A 16,771-nucleotide genomic window follows, 5' to 3' on the forward strand; every position below is an offset into this window, starting at 1 on the left:
AGAGGAGGAAAGACGCAGGGCCAGAAGCATCGGCCCGAGCACGCGTGCCTTCTGGCCGTCGCACATTGAGCTCGCCCCATCCACGCACGCCCCGGCACTACTTCAGGGCATCTCCATCCAACCCCAGGTCCCAGGCCATGCCCAGCAGTTCGCCGGCGGTACCGGGCGAGGGCGGGCGCGCATCGGCGAGCTGCTGCAGCTCGCGGATCTCCTCATGCGCGACCTTTTCCAGCTGCTGCAGCTGTTCTCGCACGCTGGCGTTGCGTGGGCGTTCGATGTCGGTGAGGGAGGAGGGCGGGGCGCTGATCAGGGCCATGGGGCGCGTACAGGATGCATTCGGCGGTGGATCACAGGCAAAGGCCCCGGTCGAGCCGGGGCCTTGCAGACTGCCGGAGAGGGCAGCGGACACGCGTCTCAGAACAGTTCGATGGTACCGGCGCCCATGTTCTGCTGGGCGACCGGCTTGTGCGGCGGGCGCTCCCATTCGTTGCGCAGTTCGCGCAGACGGTTGCCGGTGCGCTGCAGCGCGCTGGCGATCTCTTCGTCGAAGACGCCGCCATTGCGGTGCAGGAGTTCCTGCAGGGCCACCGCTTCGCGGTTGATCGCGGTCAGGCGGTCGAGGTGGGTATGCACGCCACCCAGCGCCTGCGTGGCGATATCTTCGAACTGCAGCGCGCGCACGGCCTCGGCGACGCTGCCGTCGATGGCACGCGCACACTCGGACACCTCGCGCATGCCTTCGCCCAGAGAAGCATTGATCTGTGCCACGTTGTCCAGCATGGCTGCTGCTTCCTGGCGTGCTTCGCGGGAGCGGTCCATGTCGCGCGAAGCCATGTGCGAGACCGTCTCGCGGACCTTGGCGATGGCGTCCTTGGAGCTGTGGGCCAGCTTTCGGATCTGTTCGTTGAAGGTGGTCGAGCGCTCGGACAGGTTGCGCACTTCGTCGGCGACCACCGCGAAGCCGCGGCCGGCCTCGCCGGCACGGGCCGCTTCGATGGCGGCATTCAGTGCCAGCAGGTTGGTCTGGTCGGCAATCGACTTGACGTCTTCCAGCAGCGCGAAGATGCCGTCCAGGTGCTGCGCCATCTGGTCGATGTGCTGCACGGTGGTAGAGCTCTGGCCGCTGACCTGTTCCAGCGCTTCCACCAGCTGTTCCATGCGATGACTGGCATGCTGGGCGAACCGCGCAACGTCGAGGCCCGCACTGCCTTCATCGCCGGCACGGTCGACGATGCGCGACAGCGCCTGGCTCTGCTGGCGCGACTTGCGGTTCATTGCATCGAAGCTGCCGCCCAGGCTCGATACCGCCTGGCGGATCAGGTCGCGGGCGCGTTCCACTTCGCCGCGCGAACCGTCGATTTCGTTGCCGACGAAGCTGCGCAGTTCGGTCAGCAGCTGGTCCTGCTCACGCAGGACGCGGGCCTGTTCCGGTGAGCGGTGCGCCTGGGCGCGGGCGGTCCACCACGCAAAGCCCAGCCAGCTCAGCGTCATCGTGGTCAGGATCGCCCAGCGCAGGGCGGCCGGCCATTCGAAGCCGATGGCGAAGGGGAGCAGCAGGGTCAGGGCCAGCGGGGCGGCCAGACGGATGAAAATGCGTGAGTACATGGACGTTCTCGGGAGGTGCACGGAGGATGTATCGGCCGTGTGCCCCTTCTCTTTAACGTCGATGCGCTTTCTGAATGCGCCGGATTTCCGGCGCCGGACGCTCGCCGGGCATGGCCCGGCGGTACCCCTGCAGCGCTGCGCGACGGTCAGGCCATGCGGTAGCGCCGGGCCATGCCCGGCGGATGCAACGGTCAGGCCAGCAGGCGGTCCACGGCCTCGACCATCGCCTTGCGACCAAACAGGAAGTCCCAGTAGCTGCCGCCCACCTGCCGCCACAGCACCGCGGCGCGGACGGCGGCCAGCAGCAGGGCACGGATCTCGGAGACCACACCGGCCTGGCCCAGGTAATGCGGGTTGCCCTGCACCATCACCCGCGGCTTGAGATGGCTGATGGTGTCCGCATAGACGCTGCCGAGGCTGGCCAGCACATCCGGGTGACCGCTGTCGCCCAGTTCGGCGGCCTTGCGCTGCGCCTGCTCGATGCCCGCGGCAACCTTGTTGACGGTTGCGCCGTCCTGCACGAAGCGGCGCTCCAGCTGCAGCACCGACAATGCCAGCTTGGGCAGGATCGGATCCTGGCCCTGGTTGCGGAAGTAGTTGTGCAGCAGGCGCAGGCCCGACTTCAGCGCGTGGCGGTCGCCGAACACCTCCTGCGGAGATGACGCGTCGACGCGGAACACGCTGTCCACCGCGGTACGTACAGCGGCGGCGTCGGAATGGCCGGTATCGGCGATGCGGCGCACCTGCTGCAGGGCCTGGGCAATGCCGGCCAGGGCCAGGACGCGGTCGTCGACAGTGAAACTCATGCAGCGATTACCTCAAAAGGAGAAGGGGTGGTGCGCAGGCGCTGTTCCAGCGGCGCATCGGTGGCGGCGATCACCGCACCGCCCAGGCAGATCTCGCCGTCATACAGCACCAGCGACTGGCCGGGCGTGACGGCCCGCTGCGGGCGGGCAAAGGTGACCAGCACGCTGCCATCGTCCAGCACATCGACCGTACACGGCTCGTCGGGCTGGCGGTAGCGGGTCTGGGCAGTGCATTCGAAACGCCGGGCCGGTGGTGCGCCGGCGATCCAGTGCGCGGTTTCCGAACGCAGGCGTTCGGAGAGCATCCACGGGCTGTCGCGGTCCTGATCGACATACAGCACGTTGCTGGCCACGTCCTTGCCGACCACGTACCACGGCGCGGCCGGGCGGCCACGCACGCCGCCGATGTTCAGGCCCTCGCGCTGGCCGAGCGTGAAATAGAACACGCCCGGATGCTCGGCAATCACGCTGCCGTCGGCCGGGTCGAGGATCTGTCCCGGCCGGGCCGGCAGATAGCGGCCCAGGAACTCGCGGAAGTCGCGCTCGCCGATGAAGCAGATGCCGGTGGAGTCCTTCTTGGCATGGGTCGGCAGGCTGACGTCACGGGCGATCCGGCGCAGGTCGCTCTTTTCCAGGTCGCCGATCGGGAACAGGGTGGCGGCCAGCTGCGCCTGCCCCAGCTGGTGCAGGAAATAGCTCTGGTCCTTGGAGCGGTCGGCGCCGCGCAGCAGCAGCCACTGGTGGCCGCGCTGGGTCACCCGCGCGTAATGGCCGGTGGCGATGCGCTCGGCGCCCAGTTCACGCGCCGCGTCCAGGAAGTGCTTGAACTTCACCTCGCGGTTGCACAGCACGTCCGGATTGGGGGTGCGGCCGGCGGCGTACTCGGCCAGGAAATGCTCGAACACGCCTTGCCAGTACTCGCTGGAGAAGTCGCGGAAATGGAAGGGAATGCCCAGCAGGCCGCAGACCGCCACCGCATCGCGGCGATCATCCTCGGCGCGGCAGTCGCCGCTGCCGTCGTCGGCCCAGTTCTGCATGAACAGGCCGGCCACGGCCTCGCCCTGCTGCACCAGCCGCCAGGCGGCGACCGACGAATCGACGCCACCGGAAACGCCCACCATCACGCGCGGGGTGCTCATGCGACCTCCCGGACCAGCGAAAGCGGGTGGCGCTGGCCACCCAGATAGTCCGCCACGACCTGCCATACCAGCGGGCTGCGCTGGCGCTGCCCGGCGGCCTGCAGCTCGGCCGGGGTCATCCACAGCGCGCGGTCGATGCCGGTGTCGAGCGGCTGCGCCGGATCATGCGAGACCGGGCGCGCCGCGTAGCAGAAGCGAAGGAACGTCGTACCGTCGCCCGCCGTCCATTGGTAACAGCCGATGAAGTCGGTCAGCTGAACCGTCCAGCCGGTCTCCTCGCGGGTCTCGCGCAGCGCCGCCTCGGCCAGGCTCTCGCCGGGCTCGAGGTGCCCGGCAGGCTGGTTGAGCACGGCGCGGCCATCGATGGTCTCCTCGACCAGCAGCACGCGGCCGCCGTCGACCACGATGGTGGCGACGGTGGCGTGCGGTGCCCAGCGCGGGTCCGGCGTGGCGTTCACCTCAGAGATCGTCCTTCTTGGTCAGTTCCAGTTCCATCGCGTCGGCGGTGCGGATCGCGGCATCGATGGCGTCGCTGAGCTGGTCGGCGGTTGCATCGGCGTCGATCTTCACCACGAACATCGCGGTCGCCTCCTGTTTCACCCAGCCGCCCATCTTGGCGTCCTGCGAGTCCTCCAGCAGGCGGTTGGCGACCGCGACCGGGAACTGCTTGGTCTTGGACGTGTACCCTGGCGACCAGATCTCACGGATGTTGTGGCTGCCGAAGTCTTCCACCGCCGAGCGCACGTACACCATCTGGGTGCGGTCGCCCTCGACGTCGAACACCAGGCGGTAGTCGCCATCCTCGTCGACCTCGTAGTTGTAGCCCAGCTTGTCCAGCTGGCGACCGACGGCAGCGTCGGCATCGGCTGCGCTCGCCGGACCGGCACAGGCCAGGGCGATCAACAGGGCAGGCAGAAGGGTCCTTTTCATGAAAATCCTGTGAAACCGGGGTGGGAAGGACAATTGTGACGGCGGCCGTCCGTGCCGTCCATTCCGGGAGGGCCGACGCGGGCGCGCGGCAACCTCTATAATGACCGGATGCCCCGCGAGTCTTCCCCCGATTCCCACCACGAGCACGGCATCGCCGTGGAGCCCGCGCGCCCGGAAGTGGCGCCGCCGCCGTTCTACCAGGTCATGCTGCTCAACGACGACTACACCCCGATGGATTTCGTGGTGGACGTGCTGCAGCAGTTCTTCAACATGGACCTGGACAAGGCGACGCAGGTGATGCTGCATGTCCATACCCGCGGTCGCGGCGTCTGCGGCGTGTTCACCCGCGAAGTGGCCGAGACCAAGGTCGGCCAGGTCAACGAGTATTCACGGATGAACCAGCATCCGCTGCTGTGCACGATGGAAAAGGCCTGACCGGCCTCTTGTAGAGCCGAGCCCATGCTCGGCTACAGCGGGATCACCCCTCCGCCAGCGCCTCCAGTGCCATCGCCGCGACTGTCTCGTCGATATCGGCCGGGTCGCCATCATTGCGGAACCATACGGCCGACAGCCCGGCGCTGGCAGCGATCCAGCGCAGCAGGCGCGTGCGATCCAGCTCCGCCAGGGCGCTGACCTCGGTCACCCGGGCCGCAAAGCGCTCCGGCCGGGTCGCGACGTGGATGCCGGGACCGCACAGGTCGGGATTGCTGAACAGCGTGGTGTAGTCGAACGCGCGATCACCGATCAGCCGTTTCGGGTCGATCGCCAGCCAGCCGCGCGTGCCGAAGTCGAGCACGTTGTCGTGGTGCAGGTCACCGTGCAGCGGCCGGACCTCCTGTTCGTCCTCCAGCAGCGCGACCGCCAGCGATCTGCACTGTTCCAGCAGTGGCGGCAGCGAGCCCCTTGGCTGCAGCAGGTCGGCGAACCATGTAGGCAGGCAGACCAGCTCCGCTGGCGGTGCGCTCCGTGGCCGGTGCAGCCGCTGCAGGACCTGGCACAGGATCGTGGTACAGGTGCTGTCATCGCCGCCGATCGAGCGCTCCCGCAGCGATTGGCCGCCGGCGCGCTCGATCAGGATGGCCGGCCCCTCGTGCGCCAGCAGGCGCGCGGCACCGTCGCCGTCCCACCAGCGCAGCAGGCGATGGCTGTTCTGTTCTTCGGTTTCACTGCTGATCTTCAGCATTGCCGGCAGGTCGTCGGCGGTCAGTACCGGCCAGAGCCGGGCGTGCGGGGTACGGATGGCGGGACCATCACGTCGCAATCGCCAGCGGCTCAGGTAGGGTTCGCTCATGGTGAGTGGGCTTCCGGGAGTGAATGAAGATCAAGCAATCCGCACTGCTAACGCCATCTGAACGCAGCAATCCGCTAGGGTGATGGAAATCGCGTAGTCAGGCCGCATATTGTCCCCATCTGCCGCCGGAGTAATCCATGTTCAGCAAAGACCTCGAACACACCATCGGCCAGTGCTACAAGCGCGCCCGTGAGGCCCGGCATGAGTTCATGACGGTCGAACACCTGCTGCTGGCACTGCTCGACAACCCGTCCGCCCAGGCCGTACTGAAGGCCTGTGGTGCCGATGCCGACCGCCTGCGCCAGGAGCTGGAGCAGGCCATCGAGGCCTCCGTGTCCCGCCTGGCGGAAGACGATGGCCGCGACACCCAGCCGACGCTGGGCTTCCAGCGCGTACTGCAGCGGGCCGTGTACCACGTGCAGTCCTCGGGCAAGAAGGAGGTCACCGGCGCCAATGTGCTGGTCGCCATCTTCGGCGAGAAGGACTCCCATGCCGTCTACTACCTCAACCAGCAGGACGTGACCCGCCTGGACGTGGTCAATTACCTGTCCCATGGCATCGCCAAGCTGGGCGAGGAGGGCGAACAGCCCTCTTCCGAAGGCGAGAGCCGGGCCGAGGGCGGGGAGGGCGAGCCGAAGGGGGATGCCCTGACCGAGTTCGCCAGCAACCTCAACGAGCAGGCCCGGGCCGGACGCATCGACCCGCTGGTCGGGCGTGCCGACGAGATCGAGCGGACCATCCAGGTCCTGTGCCGCCGTCGCAAGAACAACCCGCTCTACGTGGGCGAGGCCGGCGTCGGCAAGACCGCGATCGCCGAAGGCCTGGCCCGGCGCATCGTCGAGGGCTCGGTGCCGGAGGTGCTGGCGGATGCCGTCATCTATTCGCTCGACCTGGGCGCACTGGTGGCTGGCACCAAGTACCGTGGCGACTTCGAGAAGCGCCTGAAGAGCGTGCTGACGGCCCTGAAGAAGGTGCCCAACGCCGTACTGTTCATCGACGAGATCCACACCATCATCGGTGCCGGTTCGGCGTCGGGCGGCACCATGGATGCGTCCAACCTGATCAAGCCGGCGTTGGCGTCGGGCGAGCTGCGCTGCATCGGCTCGACCACGTTCCAGGAGTACCGCGGCATCTTCGAGAAGGATCGCGCCCTGGCGCGCCGCTTCCAGAAGATCGACATCGTCGAGCCGACCGTGGGTGAGACCTACGAGATCCTGCAGGGCCTGAAGGGCAAGTACGAAGCCCACCACGGCGTGACGTACTCCGACGAGGCGCTGCAGGCCGCGGTGGACCTGTCGGTCAAGCATATCGGTGACCGCCTGCTGCCGGACAAGGCCATCGACGTGATCGACGAGGCAGGTGCGCGCCAGCGGCTGTTGCCGGAGGACCAGCGCAAGGAACTGATCGACGTGGAGGAAGTGGAGGCCATCATTGCCAAGATGGCGCGCATCCCGACCAAGCAGGTCAGCGCCACCGACAAGGATGTGCTGCAGCACCTGGAGCGCAACCTGAAGATGGTGATCTTCGGCCAGGACCCGGCCATCGAGACCCTGTCGTCGGCGATCAAGCTGGCGCGCTCGGGCCTGGGCAATCCGGAGAAGCCGATCGGCAACTTCCTGTTTGCCGGCCCGACCGGTGTCGGCAAGACCGAGGTGACCAAGCAGCTGGCCCTGCAGCTGGGCATCGAGCTGGTCCGCTTCGATATGTCCGAGTACATGGAGCCGCATTCGATCAGCCGCCTGATCGGTGCGCCCCCGGGATACGTCGGCTTCGACCAGGGCGGCCTGCTGACCGAGAAGATCGTCAAGACGCCGCATTGCGTGCTGCTGCTGGACGAAATCGAGAAGGCGCACCCGGACATCTTCAACATCCTGCTGCAGGTCATGGACCGGGGCGTGCTGACCGACACCAACGGACGTGAAGCGAACTTCAAGAACGTGGTGCTGGTGATGACCACCAATGCCGGCGCGGCCCAGGCCTCGCGGCGTTCGATCGGCTTCACCAAGCAGGACCACGCCACCGACGCGATGGAGACCATCCGCCGCAGCTTCACCCCGGAATTCCGCAACCGCCTCGATGCGGTGGTGCAGTTCCAGGCGCTGGGCTTCGAGCACATCCTGCGTGTGGTGGACAAGTTCCTGATCGAGCTGGAGATGTTGCTGCAGGAGAAGCACGTCAGCCTGTCGGCCACGCCGACCGCGCGCGACTGGCTGGCCCACCATGGCTTCGACCCGCTGATGGGTGCCCGTCCGATGGCCCGCGTGATCCAGGACAAGATCAAGCGTCCGCTGGCCGACGAGCTGTTGTTCGGCAAGCTGGTCAACGGCGGCAAGGTCAGCATCGATGTCCGCGACGACGAACTGGTGGTCGAGACCCAGGCCGAGCCGGAGCGGCTGCTGCCGGCCACGGTGGAGTGAGCTGACGCCACGGGCTGTGGCGTGAAGGACTGGAAAGGGCAAGGGCGGCTTCGGCCGCCCTTGTGCTGTCAGGTGTCAGCGGCTGCGACGGCGCGCTTCACGCGTGAACCGCTCGGCATCGATCGGCTCGATGCGCGCCACCTCGCAGGAGCCGCGACCGGTGTCCAGCTTGCTTCGGCCCTCGCTGCACAGCGTGTCAGCCTCCTTGCCGTCGGTCGTGAAGCCGAGGCGGGTGGCCAGCACGGCGGAAGGGCAGCTGTTGCGGAAGTGCACGACATAGTGCGCTTCGCCGGAGCGGAGCAGGATATTCCTGTCGGCGCCGGCGCGAACGATCTGCTGTTCGCCGGACAGCGGCACGCACTGCGCCGCCGGGGTGTCGGCCGCATGGGCGGGCGAGGCCAGCAGGGCGATGGCAGACAAGGACAAGGGGACGAGCAGGGAAGTCAGCTTCATGGCGGGGCAGGGGTGGCGATCCGGAGTGGATCGGATCCCAGAATGCTGCCGCGGTCGCAACTGCGAATCTGCCGCAAGCAGGGCTGACTGACGCCATGGTGAGATCGGTCACGATGACCTCCGGCAGGGCCGGAGAGCGGGCATGACAAAAGGCCAGCAACCCAGGCTGGCCTTGTCGAAGTGGCGCGACGCGCCGACCGCTTACTTCATGCGGTAGGTGATGCGACCCTTGGTCAGGTCGTACGGGGTCATTTCAACCTTGACCCGGTCACCGGTGAGGATGCGGATGTAGTTCTTGCGCATGCGGCCGGAGATGTGGGCGATGATCTCGTGCCCATTTTCCAGACGAACGCGGAAAGTGGTGTTCGGCAGCGTCTCGCTGACGGTGCCCTCGAACTCGATGGAATCGTCTTTCGACATGTAGTCCTGTGCGGTTCAGAAAACGGCCACGCTGGGCCTAAGGCGCAGTATTTTACGCGGGACGCGGCCGGCTTGCAAAGTTTATGTTAACCCCCCGCCAGGACGCGGGCCGGCAAGCGGCCCATGTGCCGAGTCCACGGGCCTTCACGCCCCGGGCAGCGCACGGCCTGCCGCACGTGGTCCAGAAACGCGGCGCGTGGCAGGTGCACCGCACCCATCCGCAGCAGATGCGGATTCTCCACCTGTGCATCGATCAGTTCCCAGCCCCAGCCATGCAGGGTGGCCGCCAGCGCGGCCAGCGCGATCTTGGAGCCGCCGCTGGCGCCGCTGAACATGCTTTCGCCGAAGAACATCGTGCCGATGGCCACGCCATAAATGCCACCGACCAGGGTCTGCCGGTCCCAGACCTCGACGGAATGGGCGAACCCGAGGTCGTGCAGCCGGCTGTAGGCCTCGACCATTGCCGGGCTGATCCAGGTGCCGTCCTGTCCGGGGCGCGGCGCGGCAGCACAGGCGCGCATCACCTGGCTGAAGGCGGTGTCGGCAGTCACCTCCCAGTGGCTGCCGCGCAACTGGCGGCGGAAGCGGCTGGACAGGTGTACGCCGGAGGTGCGGAACACCATGCGTGGGTCCGGTGACCACCACAGGATCGGCTCGCCGTCGCTGAACCACGGGAAGATGCCGCCGGCATAGGCATTCAACAGGCGTGCAGGATGCAGGTCGCCGCCTACGGCCAGCAGGCCGTCGGGACTGCGCAGCGCGGTTTCAGCGGGCGGGAAGGGGGCGTCCGGCGCATCGTCCAGGCGCCAGGGCAATTGACGGGTCATGCCGGGAGTGTAGCGATGCCGGCGCATCCATTCTGCGGCGGCGCTAGTCCTGCGTGCGGAACGGGCTGTGTTGCTGCAACGTCTGCTCATAGCGCCGCACGTCCCTGCGCTCCTGCCGGCACCAGTCCTGCAGAGCTTCTGCGAAATCCGCATCGGCCACCCAGTGCCGGCTGCGCACCCGCGTCGGCAGGAAGCCGCGCGCCAGCTTGTGTTCGCCCTGTGCGCCGGGCTCGAAGCGGGTCAGGCCTTCGCGCAGGCAGTACTCGATGCCCTGGTAGTAGCAGGCCTCGAAGTGCAGGCCAGGCAGGGTAGCGCCACCCCAGTAGCGGCCATACAGCGTGTCGCCCCCACGCAGGCACAGGGCGCCGGCAATCGGTTCGCCGTCCTGTTCGGCCAGGAACATCACCAGGCCGCGCCCGAGGCTGCTGGCCAGGTGGCGCAGGAAGGGCTCGGTGAGCGCCGGTGCATTGCCGTACTCGACGAAGGTCTGCAGGTAGAAACGGTACATCGCCTGCAGGTCGGCACGGCTGGCCTCATCGCCGTGCACGACGCGGAAGCCGATGCCCTGGCGGGTGACCCTGGCGCGCTCCTGGCGGATGCTCTTGCGGTGCTTGTGGTCCATGGCGCCAAGGAACTGATCGAACGTCGTCCAGTCGCCCTGGTTCTGCCACTGGAACTGGATATCCTCGCGCAACAGCCAGTCATCGCCGAACAGCGCTTCATCCGCTGCGGTGTGGAAGTTGATATGCGCCGAGGACACGCCCAGCGTGGGCAGCGCCCCGCGCAGGGCCGACAGCACGCCCGCGCGGGCTGGATCGTCCCGGGCCAGCAGCCGCGGCCCGGTCACCGGCGAGTACGGCACGGCGCCGAGCCATTTCGGGTAGTAGTCGCGGCCATGCCGGGCATAGGCATTGGCCCAGGCGTGGTCGAACACGAATTCGCCGTGGGAGTTGGTCTTCAGGTAGCCGGGAATCGCCGCGACCAGGACGTCGCCCTCCCACAGGGTGAAATGCCATGTCTGCCAACCCCAATCCCCGCGCAGGCAACCGTGGGCTTCGAGTCCGGCCAGGAAGGCGTAGCTGACGAAGGGATTGCGGCCATCATGCAGCGCGTCCCAGTCGGTGGCGGTAACGGACTGCAGCGAGTCGAGGAAACGGGGGGAGGGCATGGGCCAAGGATAGGTCAGAAGAAAATAGAAAGGCCGGCGCTTCCGCGCCGGCCCCCAGGATCAGTCATGGCGTGGAGCAATCTTCAGCCGGCCTTGCCCTGTGCATCCAGATAGCGCTCGGCATCCAGTGCGGCCATGCAGCCGAAGCCGGCGGAGGTGATGGCCTGCCGATAGTGCTGGTCGGCCACGTCGCCCGCGGCGAACACGCCTTCCACCGAGGTCTGGGTGGCGTTGCCGCCCAGGCCCGAGCGGATTTCCAGGTAGCCGTTGTTCATCGCCAGCTGGCCATCGAACAAGGTGGTGTTCGGGTGATGACCGATGGCCACGAAGAAGCCGTGCGCGTCGATGTCGCGGGTGCTGCCGTCCAGGGTGGACTTCACGCGCACACCGGTCACGCCGGCATCGTTGCCCAGCACTTCCTCGACCTGGTGGTGCCAGACGGTTTCGATCTTGCCGGCCGCGACCTTGGCGAACAGCTTGTCCTGCATGATCTTCTCCGCCTTGAGGGTGTCGCGGCGGTGGACCAGGTAGACCTTGCGGGCGATGTTGGACAGGTACAGGGCCTCTTCCACCGCAGTGTTGCCACCGCCGACCACGACCACGTCCTGGTCACGGTAGAAGAACCCGTCGCAGGTGGCGCAGGCGGACACGCCGCGGCCCTTGAAGGCCTCTTCGGTCGGGATGCCCAGGTACTTGGCGGTGGCGCCGGTGGCGATGATCAGGGCGTCACAGGTGTATTCGTGACTGTCGCCGATCAGCCGGAACGGGCGCTGGGACAGGTCGGCGGTGTGGATGTGGTCGAAGATGACCTCGGTCTCGAAGCGCTCGGCGTGAGCCTGCATGCGCGCCATCAGGTCCGGGCCCATCAGGCCATGGGCGTCACCCGGCCAGTTGTCGACCTCGGTCGTGGTCATCAGCTGACCGCCCTGCTGCAGGCCGGTGATGACGACCGGCTTCAGGTTGGCGCGGGCGGCGTAGACCGCAGCGGTCCAGCCGGCCGGGCCGGAACCGAGGATGACAAGCCGTTGGTGGCGGGAGGGCAGGCTGGTGCTCATGTAAACTCGCGAAAAGGTAAGTGGGACAAGGCGCTGGCGATGTTTGCGCAGCATCCATGGCAGGTCATAGAGTGGCGGCTGGGGCAGGGCGATTCAAGCCGATGAACAGAACGCCGTCGCCCATCGACGGTTTCCGGCCCCGGAGGGCGCCTCGCAGCGTCGCATAACTGAAAACTGACGCCGTCTCATTTATTATCAATCACTAACAGCGCATTCCAAAGGTATGGTCTAAGGTGGCGAAGCAGGTCCCCGAACGCTCCAAGTCCGACGACAGCAAGGCGTCACGTCGCACGGCCGCGGCGGCGGCGACGACCGACAACCCCCGCCGCCAGCGCCTCTGGCGCGACCTGGGCCTGATCGCGATCGCGCCGGCCCTGCTGTACCTGGCGGCAAGTCTGTTCACCTACTCGGCGTCGGACCCCGGCTGGTCGCATACCGGCAGCGTGGTCGCGCCGGTGCACAACATGGGCGGCCGCGCCGGTGCCTGGATCGCCGACGTGCTGCTGCAGTTGTTCGGCTACATCGCGTTCCTGCTGCCGGTGGTGCTCGGCGCACTGGCCTGGATCGCCATGTTCGGCCTCAAGCGGGAAAGCAAGGGCGAGAACGACCTCGATCCGGCCCTGCGCCTGGTCGGTCTGGTCGGCTTCCTGATCGCCGGCACCGGCTTCCTGCATGTGCGCCTGTTCAATGGTGATGTGTCCAGTGCGGGCGGCATCCTTGGCAAGCTGGTGGGCAACTCGCTGACCGTCGGGTTCGGAGCGCTGGGCGCGAACCTGTTCGTGCTGGTGCTGCTGCTGGCCTCGATCACCCTGGCCACCGGCCTGTCGTGGTTCACGGTGATGGAGAAGATCGGCCGTGGGGTGATGTCGCTGGCGCCGCTGCTGGAGCGCAAGAAGGAACAGGCGACCGAGTGGAAGCAGACCCGTGCCCTGCGCGAGGAGCGCCAGGAAGTCCGCAAGGCGGACGCCGAGGTGCGCGCCAAGCGCGAGCCGGTGAAGATTGAACCGCGCCCGGAACCGGTGATCGAGAAGAGCGACCGGGCCAAGCGTGACAACCAGATACCGATGTTCCGCGGCGTCAACGGCGATGGTTCGGACCTGCCGCCGCTGGCCCTGCTGGATGATCCCAAGCCGCAGCCCAAGGGCTACGACGAGGAGACGCTGGAGACCCTGTCGCGGCAGATCGAGTTCAAACTGAAGGATTTCCGCATCGATGCGCAGGTGGTCGGCGCCTATCCGGGCCCGGTCATCACCCGCTTCGAGATCGAGCCGGCGCCGGGCATCAAGGTCAGCCAGATCAGCTCGCTGGACAAGGACATCGCCCGCGGCCTGTCGGTCAAGTCGGTGCGCGTGGTCGATGTGATTCCCGGCAAGTCGGTGATCGGCCTGGAGATTCCCAACGTCACCCGCGAGATGATCTTCCTGTCCGAGCTGCTGCGCTCGAAGGAGTACGACAAGGCCTCCAGCGTGCTGACCCTGGCGCTGGGCAAGGACATCGCCGGCCGCCCCACCGTGGCCGATCTGGCGCGCATGCCACACCTGCTGGTGGCCGGTACCACCGGCTCGGGCAAGTCCGTGGCCGTCAATGCGATGGTACTGAGCCTGCTGTACAAGGGCTCGCCGAAAGATCTGCGGATGCTGATGATCGACCCGAAGATGCTCGAACTGAGCGTCTACCAGGGCATCCCGCATCTGCTCGCGCCTGTGGTCACCGACATGAAGGAGGCCGCCAACGGCCTGCGCTGGTGCGTGGCGGAGATGGAGCGCCGCTACAAGCTGATGAGCGCGGTGGGCGTGCGCAACCTGGCCGGCTTCAACAAGAAGGTGAAGGACGCCGAGGACGCCGGCCAGCCGCTGATGGACCCGTTGTTCAAGCCGAACCCGGAGCTGGGCGAGGCGCCGCGCCCGCTGGAGACGCTGCCGTTCATCGTCATCTTCATCGACGAATTCGCCGACATGATGATGATCGTCGGCAAGAAGGTCGAAGAACTGATCGCACGTCTGGCACAGAAGGCACGTGCAGCCGGCATCCACCTGATCCTGGCCACCCAGCGTCCGTCGGTGGATGTGATCACCGGCCTGATCAAGGCCAACATTCCCACCCGCATCGCGTTCCAGGTGAGCTCGAAGATCGACTCGCGCACCATTCTCGACCAGTCCGGCGCGGAGACGCTGCTGGGTCACGGCGACATGCTGTACCTGCCTCCGGGCACCGCCATGCCCGAGCGTGTGCACGGCGCGTTCGTCTCCGACGATGAAGTGCATCGCGTGGTCGAGCATCTCAAGGCGATGGGTCCGGCCGATTACATCGAGGGCGTGCTGGACGAGGTTCAGACCCTGGGGGACGGCGTGGTGGTGGGTGCCACCGGCCTGCCGGAAACCAGTGCCGGCGGCGACGAGTCGGATCCGCTGTATGACGAGGCGCTGAGGGTGGTCACGGAGACCCGCCGCGCGTCGATTTCTGGCGTGCAGCGCCGGCTGAAGATCGGCTACAACCGTGCGGCGCGACTGATCGAGGCCATGGAAGCGGCCGGCGTTGTCAGTGCGCCCGAGCACAATGGCGACCGGACGGTGCTGGCACCGCCGCCGCCGAAGTAAGGCCCGACGTACCCCCACGACGTCCAAGGATCCGACGAATGCTTCATCCCGTACCACGCGCGCTGGCGCTGGCGCTGGCTGGCCTGATGGCCGCCAGCCCGGCCCTGGCGGAGACCGCCACCCCCGCGCCCGCTACGGCGCCGCCTTCCACCAGCGGCGATACCGAAGCCAGCAACAACTTCAGCATCGTCCGCTATCGCGCCGACTACCAGGTGCGGCCCGACGCAGGCAATGTGCAGACCGAGACCTACGAGGTCCTGCTCAAGACCAAGGCCTCGGTCGAGCAGTTCAGCCAGGTGCGGCTGAGCTACAGCGAGAAGATGGAGACGCTGGAGGTGCTCGACGCCTACACCATCACCGCCGATGGCCAGCGCCGTGACGTTCCGGCAGATCGCATCTACACCCAGGAAAGCTATTCCAGCGCCTCGGCAGCGATGTACGCCGACCGCAAGGTGCGGGTGATCGTGTTCCCGAACCTGGCGCCGGGCACGCGCCTGTATTACCAGGTGCGCCGCACCCAGGCCACGCCGTACTTCCCGGGCTACTTCGGCCTGTGGGAGACCTTCAATGTGTTCACCGAATACGAGGATGCCGAGGTGACGCTGAGCGCACCGGCCAACCTGCCGATGTTCGTCGACAGTCGCGGCGTGCAGGGCAGCGATCGCCCGGTGGTGAGGAACGGCCAGGCGCAGTGGCGCTGGCGCTACCAGCGCCGCGAGGCGATGCAGGCGCAGAACTGGTCGGCCGCCGGCTGGGAGTTCGGCCCGAACATCATGGCCAGCACCTATCGTGACTGGGCGCAGATGGGCCGGGCGTACCAGCTCAAGGCCGGTCCCGCCGCGCAGGTCACGGCGGAGATCCAGGCGCTGGCCGACCAGGTCACCGCAGGCATCGGCGACCGTCGCTCGCAGGCCGATGCGCTGTACCGCTGGGTCGCTCAGAACATCCGCTACGTCGCGGTGTACCTGGGCAATGGCGGGCTGGAGCCCAACAGCGCGCAGAGCATCCTCGACAACCACTATGGGGACTGCAAGGACCATGTGACCCTGCTGGAAGCCCTGCTGGCCGCCAAGGGAATTGCCAGTTCGCCGGTGCTGATCGGCGCCGGTGGCGGGCCGACGCTGCCGAAGATTCCGGTGCTGGGGCGCTTCAACCACGCCATCACCTACATTCCCGAGTTCGATCTGTACCTGGATTCGACCACCGCCTGGGCGCGCTTCGGCCAGTTGCCCGAGGGCGACCTGGGCGCGCCGGTGATGCGCACGGCCGACGCGAGCCTGGCACGCACGCCGGCCAATGGTCCGCAGCGCAACGCAACCTCGATGGAGGTGCGCTTCACGTTCGATGCCAACGGCAATCTGCGTGGCGAGACGATTCCGCAGCTGGGCGAGAATGCGGAGATCGGCATGCGCGCACAGTTCGCCCAGCTCAATGCGCAGAATCGGGCGCGCGCCGAGGAGTCGATCATGGCGGCGTCCGGTTTTGATGGCCGCGGCCAGCTGCAGCTGCAGGGCGTCCCGGTCGATCTGACCCGGCCGTTCGGCTACCGCATGGCCTTCCAGGCGGAAGACTACGTGGACTTCAGCGTGGCCGGGGGCATGGCGGTGCCGGATCCGCCAGGCGGCGAGTCGGTGCGCGGGCTGTACGCTACCGCGTCTGCACCGGCCAACGAGACGCCGTTCTACTGCAACGCGAGCCTGCGTGAAGAAACCTATCGCCTGCAGTTCCCGGCCAACGCGCCGATCATCGCCGTTCCGGCCAGCCAGCGTTTTGCCAATGCCGCGGGCGAGTACCGGGTGGACTGGAGCCGGCAGGGCCAGGAGGTGATCGTCCACCATCGCCTGCAGCAGAATGCCGTGCGTGGACCGGAGGCACTGTGCCAGCCCCAGGACTACACCGCGTTCCGCGCGCTGTATCGCGAAGTGCGCCGCGGCTTCCGCGGACAGGTTCTGTATGGAAGGCTGCCTGCGCCTGCCAACTGAATCGCCGGTGGACGTGCGGGGCGGCATAATGTCGCCCTGATCGCCCATTCATCTTTGCCCGGGCACACTGACATCCACCTT

16 protein-coding genes are annotated in these 16,771 nt (G+C 67.1%); 4 read left to right on the forward strand and 12 right to left on the reverse strand.

Going from position 1 to position 16,771, the window contains the following annotated elements:
- Positions 1–97 precede the first annotated feature (97 nt).
- From AC06FB_RS00350 to AC06FB_RS00375, 6 genes are all read right to left on the reverse strand, one after another.
- Complete coding sequence (locus AC06FB_RS00350; RefSeq protein ID WP_111187001.1) at positions 98–316, reverse strand: hypothetical protein; 219 nt, start codon at positions 314–316, stop codon at positions 98–100.
- A 98-nt stretch (positions 317–414) separates the two neighbouring features.
- Positions 415–1,605 carry a methyl-accepting chemotaxis protein gene (locus AC06FB_RS00355; RefSeq protein ID WP_478053232.1) on the reverse strand — a complete coding sequence of 397 codons (1,191 nt, stop codon included), beginning with the start codon at positions 1,603–1,605 and terminating at the stop codon, positions 415–417.
- Between the two features lie 191 nt (positions 1,606–1,796).
- Positions 1,797–2,411, reverse strand: coding sequence for a high frequency lysogenization protein HflD (hflD, locus tag AC06FB_RS00360; protein WP_065175704.1), 615 nt, complete (start codon positions 2,409–2,411; stop codon positions 1,797–1,799).
- Complete coding sequence (gene mnmA, locus AC06FB_RS00365; protein WP_065175703.1) at positions 2,408–3,550, reverse strand: tRNA 2-thiouridine(34) synthase MnmA; 1,143 nt, start codon at positions 3,548–3,550, stop codon at positions 2,408–2,410. The genes hflD and mnmA overlap by 4 nt, the downstream gene beginning before the upstream one ends.
- Entirely contained in the window at positions 3,547–4,008 is a 462-nt protein-coding gene (locus AC06FB_RS00370; RefSeq protein ID WP_065182192.1) for an NUDIX hydrolase, read from the reverse strand. The genes mnmA and AC06FB_RS00370 overlap by 4 nt, the downstream gene beginning before the upstream one ends.
- A 1-nt stretch (position 4,009) precedes the next feature.
- A complete protein-coding gene (locus AC06FB_RS00375) occupies positions 4,010–4,480 on the reverse strand; it encodes a hypothetical protein (RefSeq protein WP_111186999.1) in 471 nt (156 codons plus the stop codon).
- Positions 4,481–4,588: 108 nt separating this feature from the next.
- On the opposite strand from AC06FB_RS00375, the gene clpS reads away from it, so the two are divergent.
- On the forward strand, positions 4,589–4,915 hold the full coding sequence (gene clpS, locus AC06FB_RS00380; RefSeq protein ID WP_053517940.1) for an ATP-dependent Clp protease adapter ClpS: 327 nt from the start codon (positions 4,589–4,591) through the stop codon (positions 4,913–4,915).
- A 43-nt stretch (positions 4,916–4,958) separates the two neighbouring features.
- Here clpS and AC06FB_RS00385 read toward each other — a convergent pair whose 3' ends face one another.
- Entirely contained in the window at positions 4,959–5,771 is an 813-nt protein-coding gene (locus AC06FB_RS00385; protein WP_164152913.1) for an APH(6) family putative aminoglycoside O-phosphotransferase, read from the reverse strand.
- A gap of 137 nt (positions 5,772–5,908) precedes the next feature.
- Here AC06FB_RS00385 and clpA point away from each other — a divergent pair, with 137 nt between their 5' ends.
- A complete protein-coding gene (clpA, locus tag AC06FB_RS00390) occupies positions 5,909–8,188 on the forward strand; it encodes an ATP-dependent Clp protease ATP-binding subunit ClpA (protein WP_065182194.1) in 2,280 nt (759 codons plus the stop codon).
- A gap of 75 nt (positions 8,189–8,263) precedes the next feature.
- On the opposite strand, the gene AC06FB_RS00395 is transcribed toward clpA, so the two are convergent.
- The 5 genes from AC06FB_RS00395 to trxB all read right to left on the reverse strand — a co-directional run bounded on the left by AC06FB_RS00395 (position 8,264) and on the right by trxB (position 12,111).
- Entirely contained in the window at positions 8,264–8,641 is a 378-nt protein-coding gene (locus AC06FB_RS00395; RefSeq protein WP_277381755.1) for a hypothetical protein, read from the reverse strand.
- Positions 8,642–8,842: 201 nt separating this feature from the next.
- Positions 8,843–9,061 carry a translation initiation factor IF-1 gene (infA, locus tag AC06FB_RS00400; protein ID WP_005409596.1) on the reverse strand — a complete coding sequence of 73 codons (219 nt, stop codon included), beginning with the start codon at positions 9,059–9,061 and terminating at the stop codon, positions 8,843–8,845.
- An 86-nt stretch (positions 9,062–9,147) separates the two neighbouring features.
- A complete protein-coding gene (gene aat, locus AC06FB_RS00405) occupies positions 9,148–9,888 on the reverse strand; it encodes a leucyl/phenylalanyl-tRNA--protein transferase (protein WP_197572555.1) in 741 nt (246 codons plus the stop codon).
- Between the two features lie 43 nt (positions 9,889–9,931).
- Positions 9,932–11,056: a GNAT family N-acetyltransferase gene (locus AC06FB_RS00410; protein ID WP_478053233.1), complete on the reverse strand. Its 1,125-nt coding sequence runs from the start codon at positions 11,054–11,056 to the stop codon at positions 9,932–9,934.
- 83 nt (positions 11,057–11,139) lie between these two features.
- Positions 11,140–12,111, reverse strand: coding sequence for a thioredoxin-disulfide reductase (trxB, locus tag AC06FB_RS00415; RefSeq protein WP_053517948.1), 972 nt, complete (start codon positions 12,109–12,111; stop codon positions 11,140–11,142).
- Between the two features lie 233 nt (positions 12,112–12,344).
- On the opposite strand from trxB, the gene AC06FB_RS00420 reads away from it, so the two are divergent.
- Together AC06FB_RS00420 and AC06FB_RS00425 are read left to right on the forward strand one after the other, a co-directional pair.
- Positions 12,345–14,708, forward strand: coding sequence for a DNA translocase FtsK (locus tag AC06FB_RS00420; RefSeq protein WP_053517949.1), 2,364 nt, complete (start codon positions 12,345–12,347; stop codon positions 14,706–14,708).
- 38 nt (positions 14,709–14,746) lie between these two features.
- Entirely contained in the window at positions 14,747–16,690 is a 1,944-nt protein-coding gene (locus tag AC06FB_RS00425) for a DUF3857 domain-containing protein (RefSeq protein WP_065182197.1), read from the forward strand.
- The last annotated feature ends 81 nt before the right edge of the window (positions 16,691–16,771 follow it).

Source organism: Stenotrophomonas sp. Steno-C15, assembly GCF_056393265.1.

Bases quoted from the DNA above. Each gene is read 5' to 3' on its own strand.
- AC06FB_RS00350 (WP_111187001.1), bottom strand. From the start codon at position 316: ATGGCCCTGATCAGCGCCCCGCCCTCCTCCCTCACCGACATCGAACGC.
- AC06FB_RS00355 (WP_478053232.1), bottom strand. From the start codon at position 1,605: ATGTACTCACGCATTTTCATCCGTCTGGCCGCCCCGCTGGCCCTGACC.
- hflD (WP_065175704.1), bottom strand. From the start codon at position 2,411: ATGAGTTTCACTGTCGACGACCGCGTCCTGGCCCTGGCCGGCATTGCC.
- mnmA (WP_065175703.1), bottom strand. From the start codon at position 3,550: ATGAGCACCCCGCGCGTGATGGTGGGCGTTTCCGGTGGCGTCGATTCG.
- AC06FB_RS00375 (WP_111186999.1), bottom strand. From the start codon at position 4,480: ATGAAAAGGACCCTTCTGCCTGCCCTGTTGATCGCCCTGGCCTGTGCC.
- clpS (WP_053517940.1), top strand. From the start codon at position 4,589: ATGCCCCGCGAGTCTTCCCCCGATTCCCACCACGAGCACGGCATCGCC.
- AC06FB_RS00385 (WP_164152913.1), bottom strand. From the start codon at position 5,771: ATGAGCGAACCCTACCTGAGCCGCTGGCGATTGCGACGTGATGGTCCC.
- clpA (WP_065182194.1), top strand. From the start codon at position 5,909: ATGTTCAGCAAAGACCTCGAACACACCATCGGCCAGTGCTACAAGCGC.
- AC06FB_RS00395 (WP_277381755.1), bottom strand. From the start codon at position 8,641: ATGAAGCTGACTTCCCTGCTCGTCCCCTTGTCCTTGTCTGCCATCGCC.
- infA (WP_005409596.1), bottom strand. From the start codon at position 9,061: ATGTCGAAAGACGATTCCATCGAGTTCGAGGGCACCGTCAGCGAGACG.
- aat (WP_197572555.1), bottom strand. From the start codon at position 9,888: ATGACCCGTCAATTGCCCTGGCGCCTGGACGATGCGCCGGACGCCCCC.
- AC06FB_RS00410 (WP_478053233.1), bottom strand. From the start codon at position 11,056: ATGCCCTCCCCCCGTTTCCTCGACTCGCTGCAGTCCGTTACCGCCACC.
- trxB (WP_053517948.1), bottom strand. From the start codon at position 12,111: ATGAGCACCAGCCTGCCCTCCCGCCACCAACGGCTTGTCATCCTCGGT.
- AC06FB_RS00425 (WP_065182197.1), top strand. From the start codon at position 14,747: ATGCTTCATCCCGTACCACGCGCGCTGGCGCTGGCGCTGGCTGGCCTG.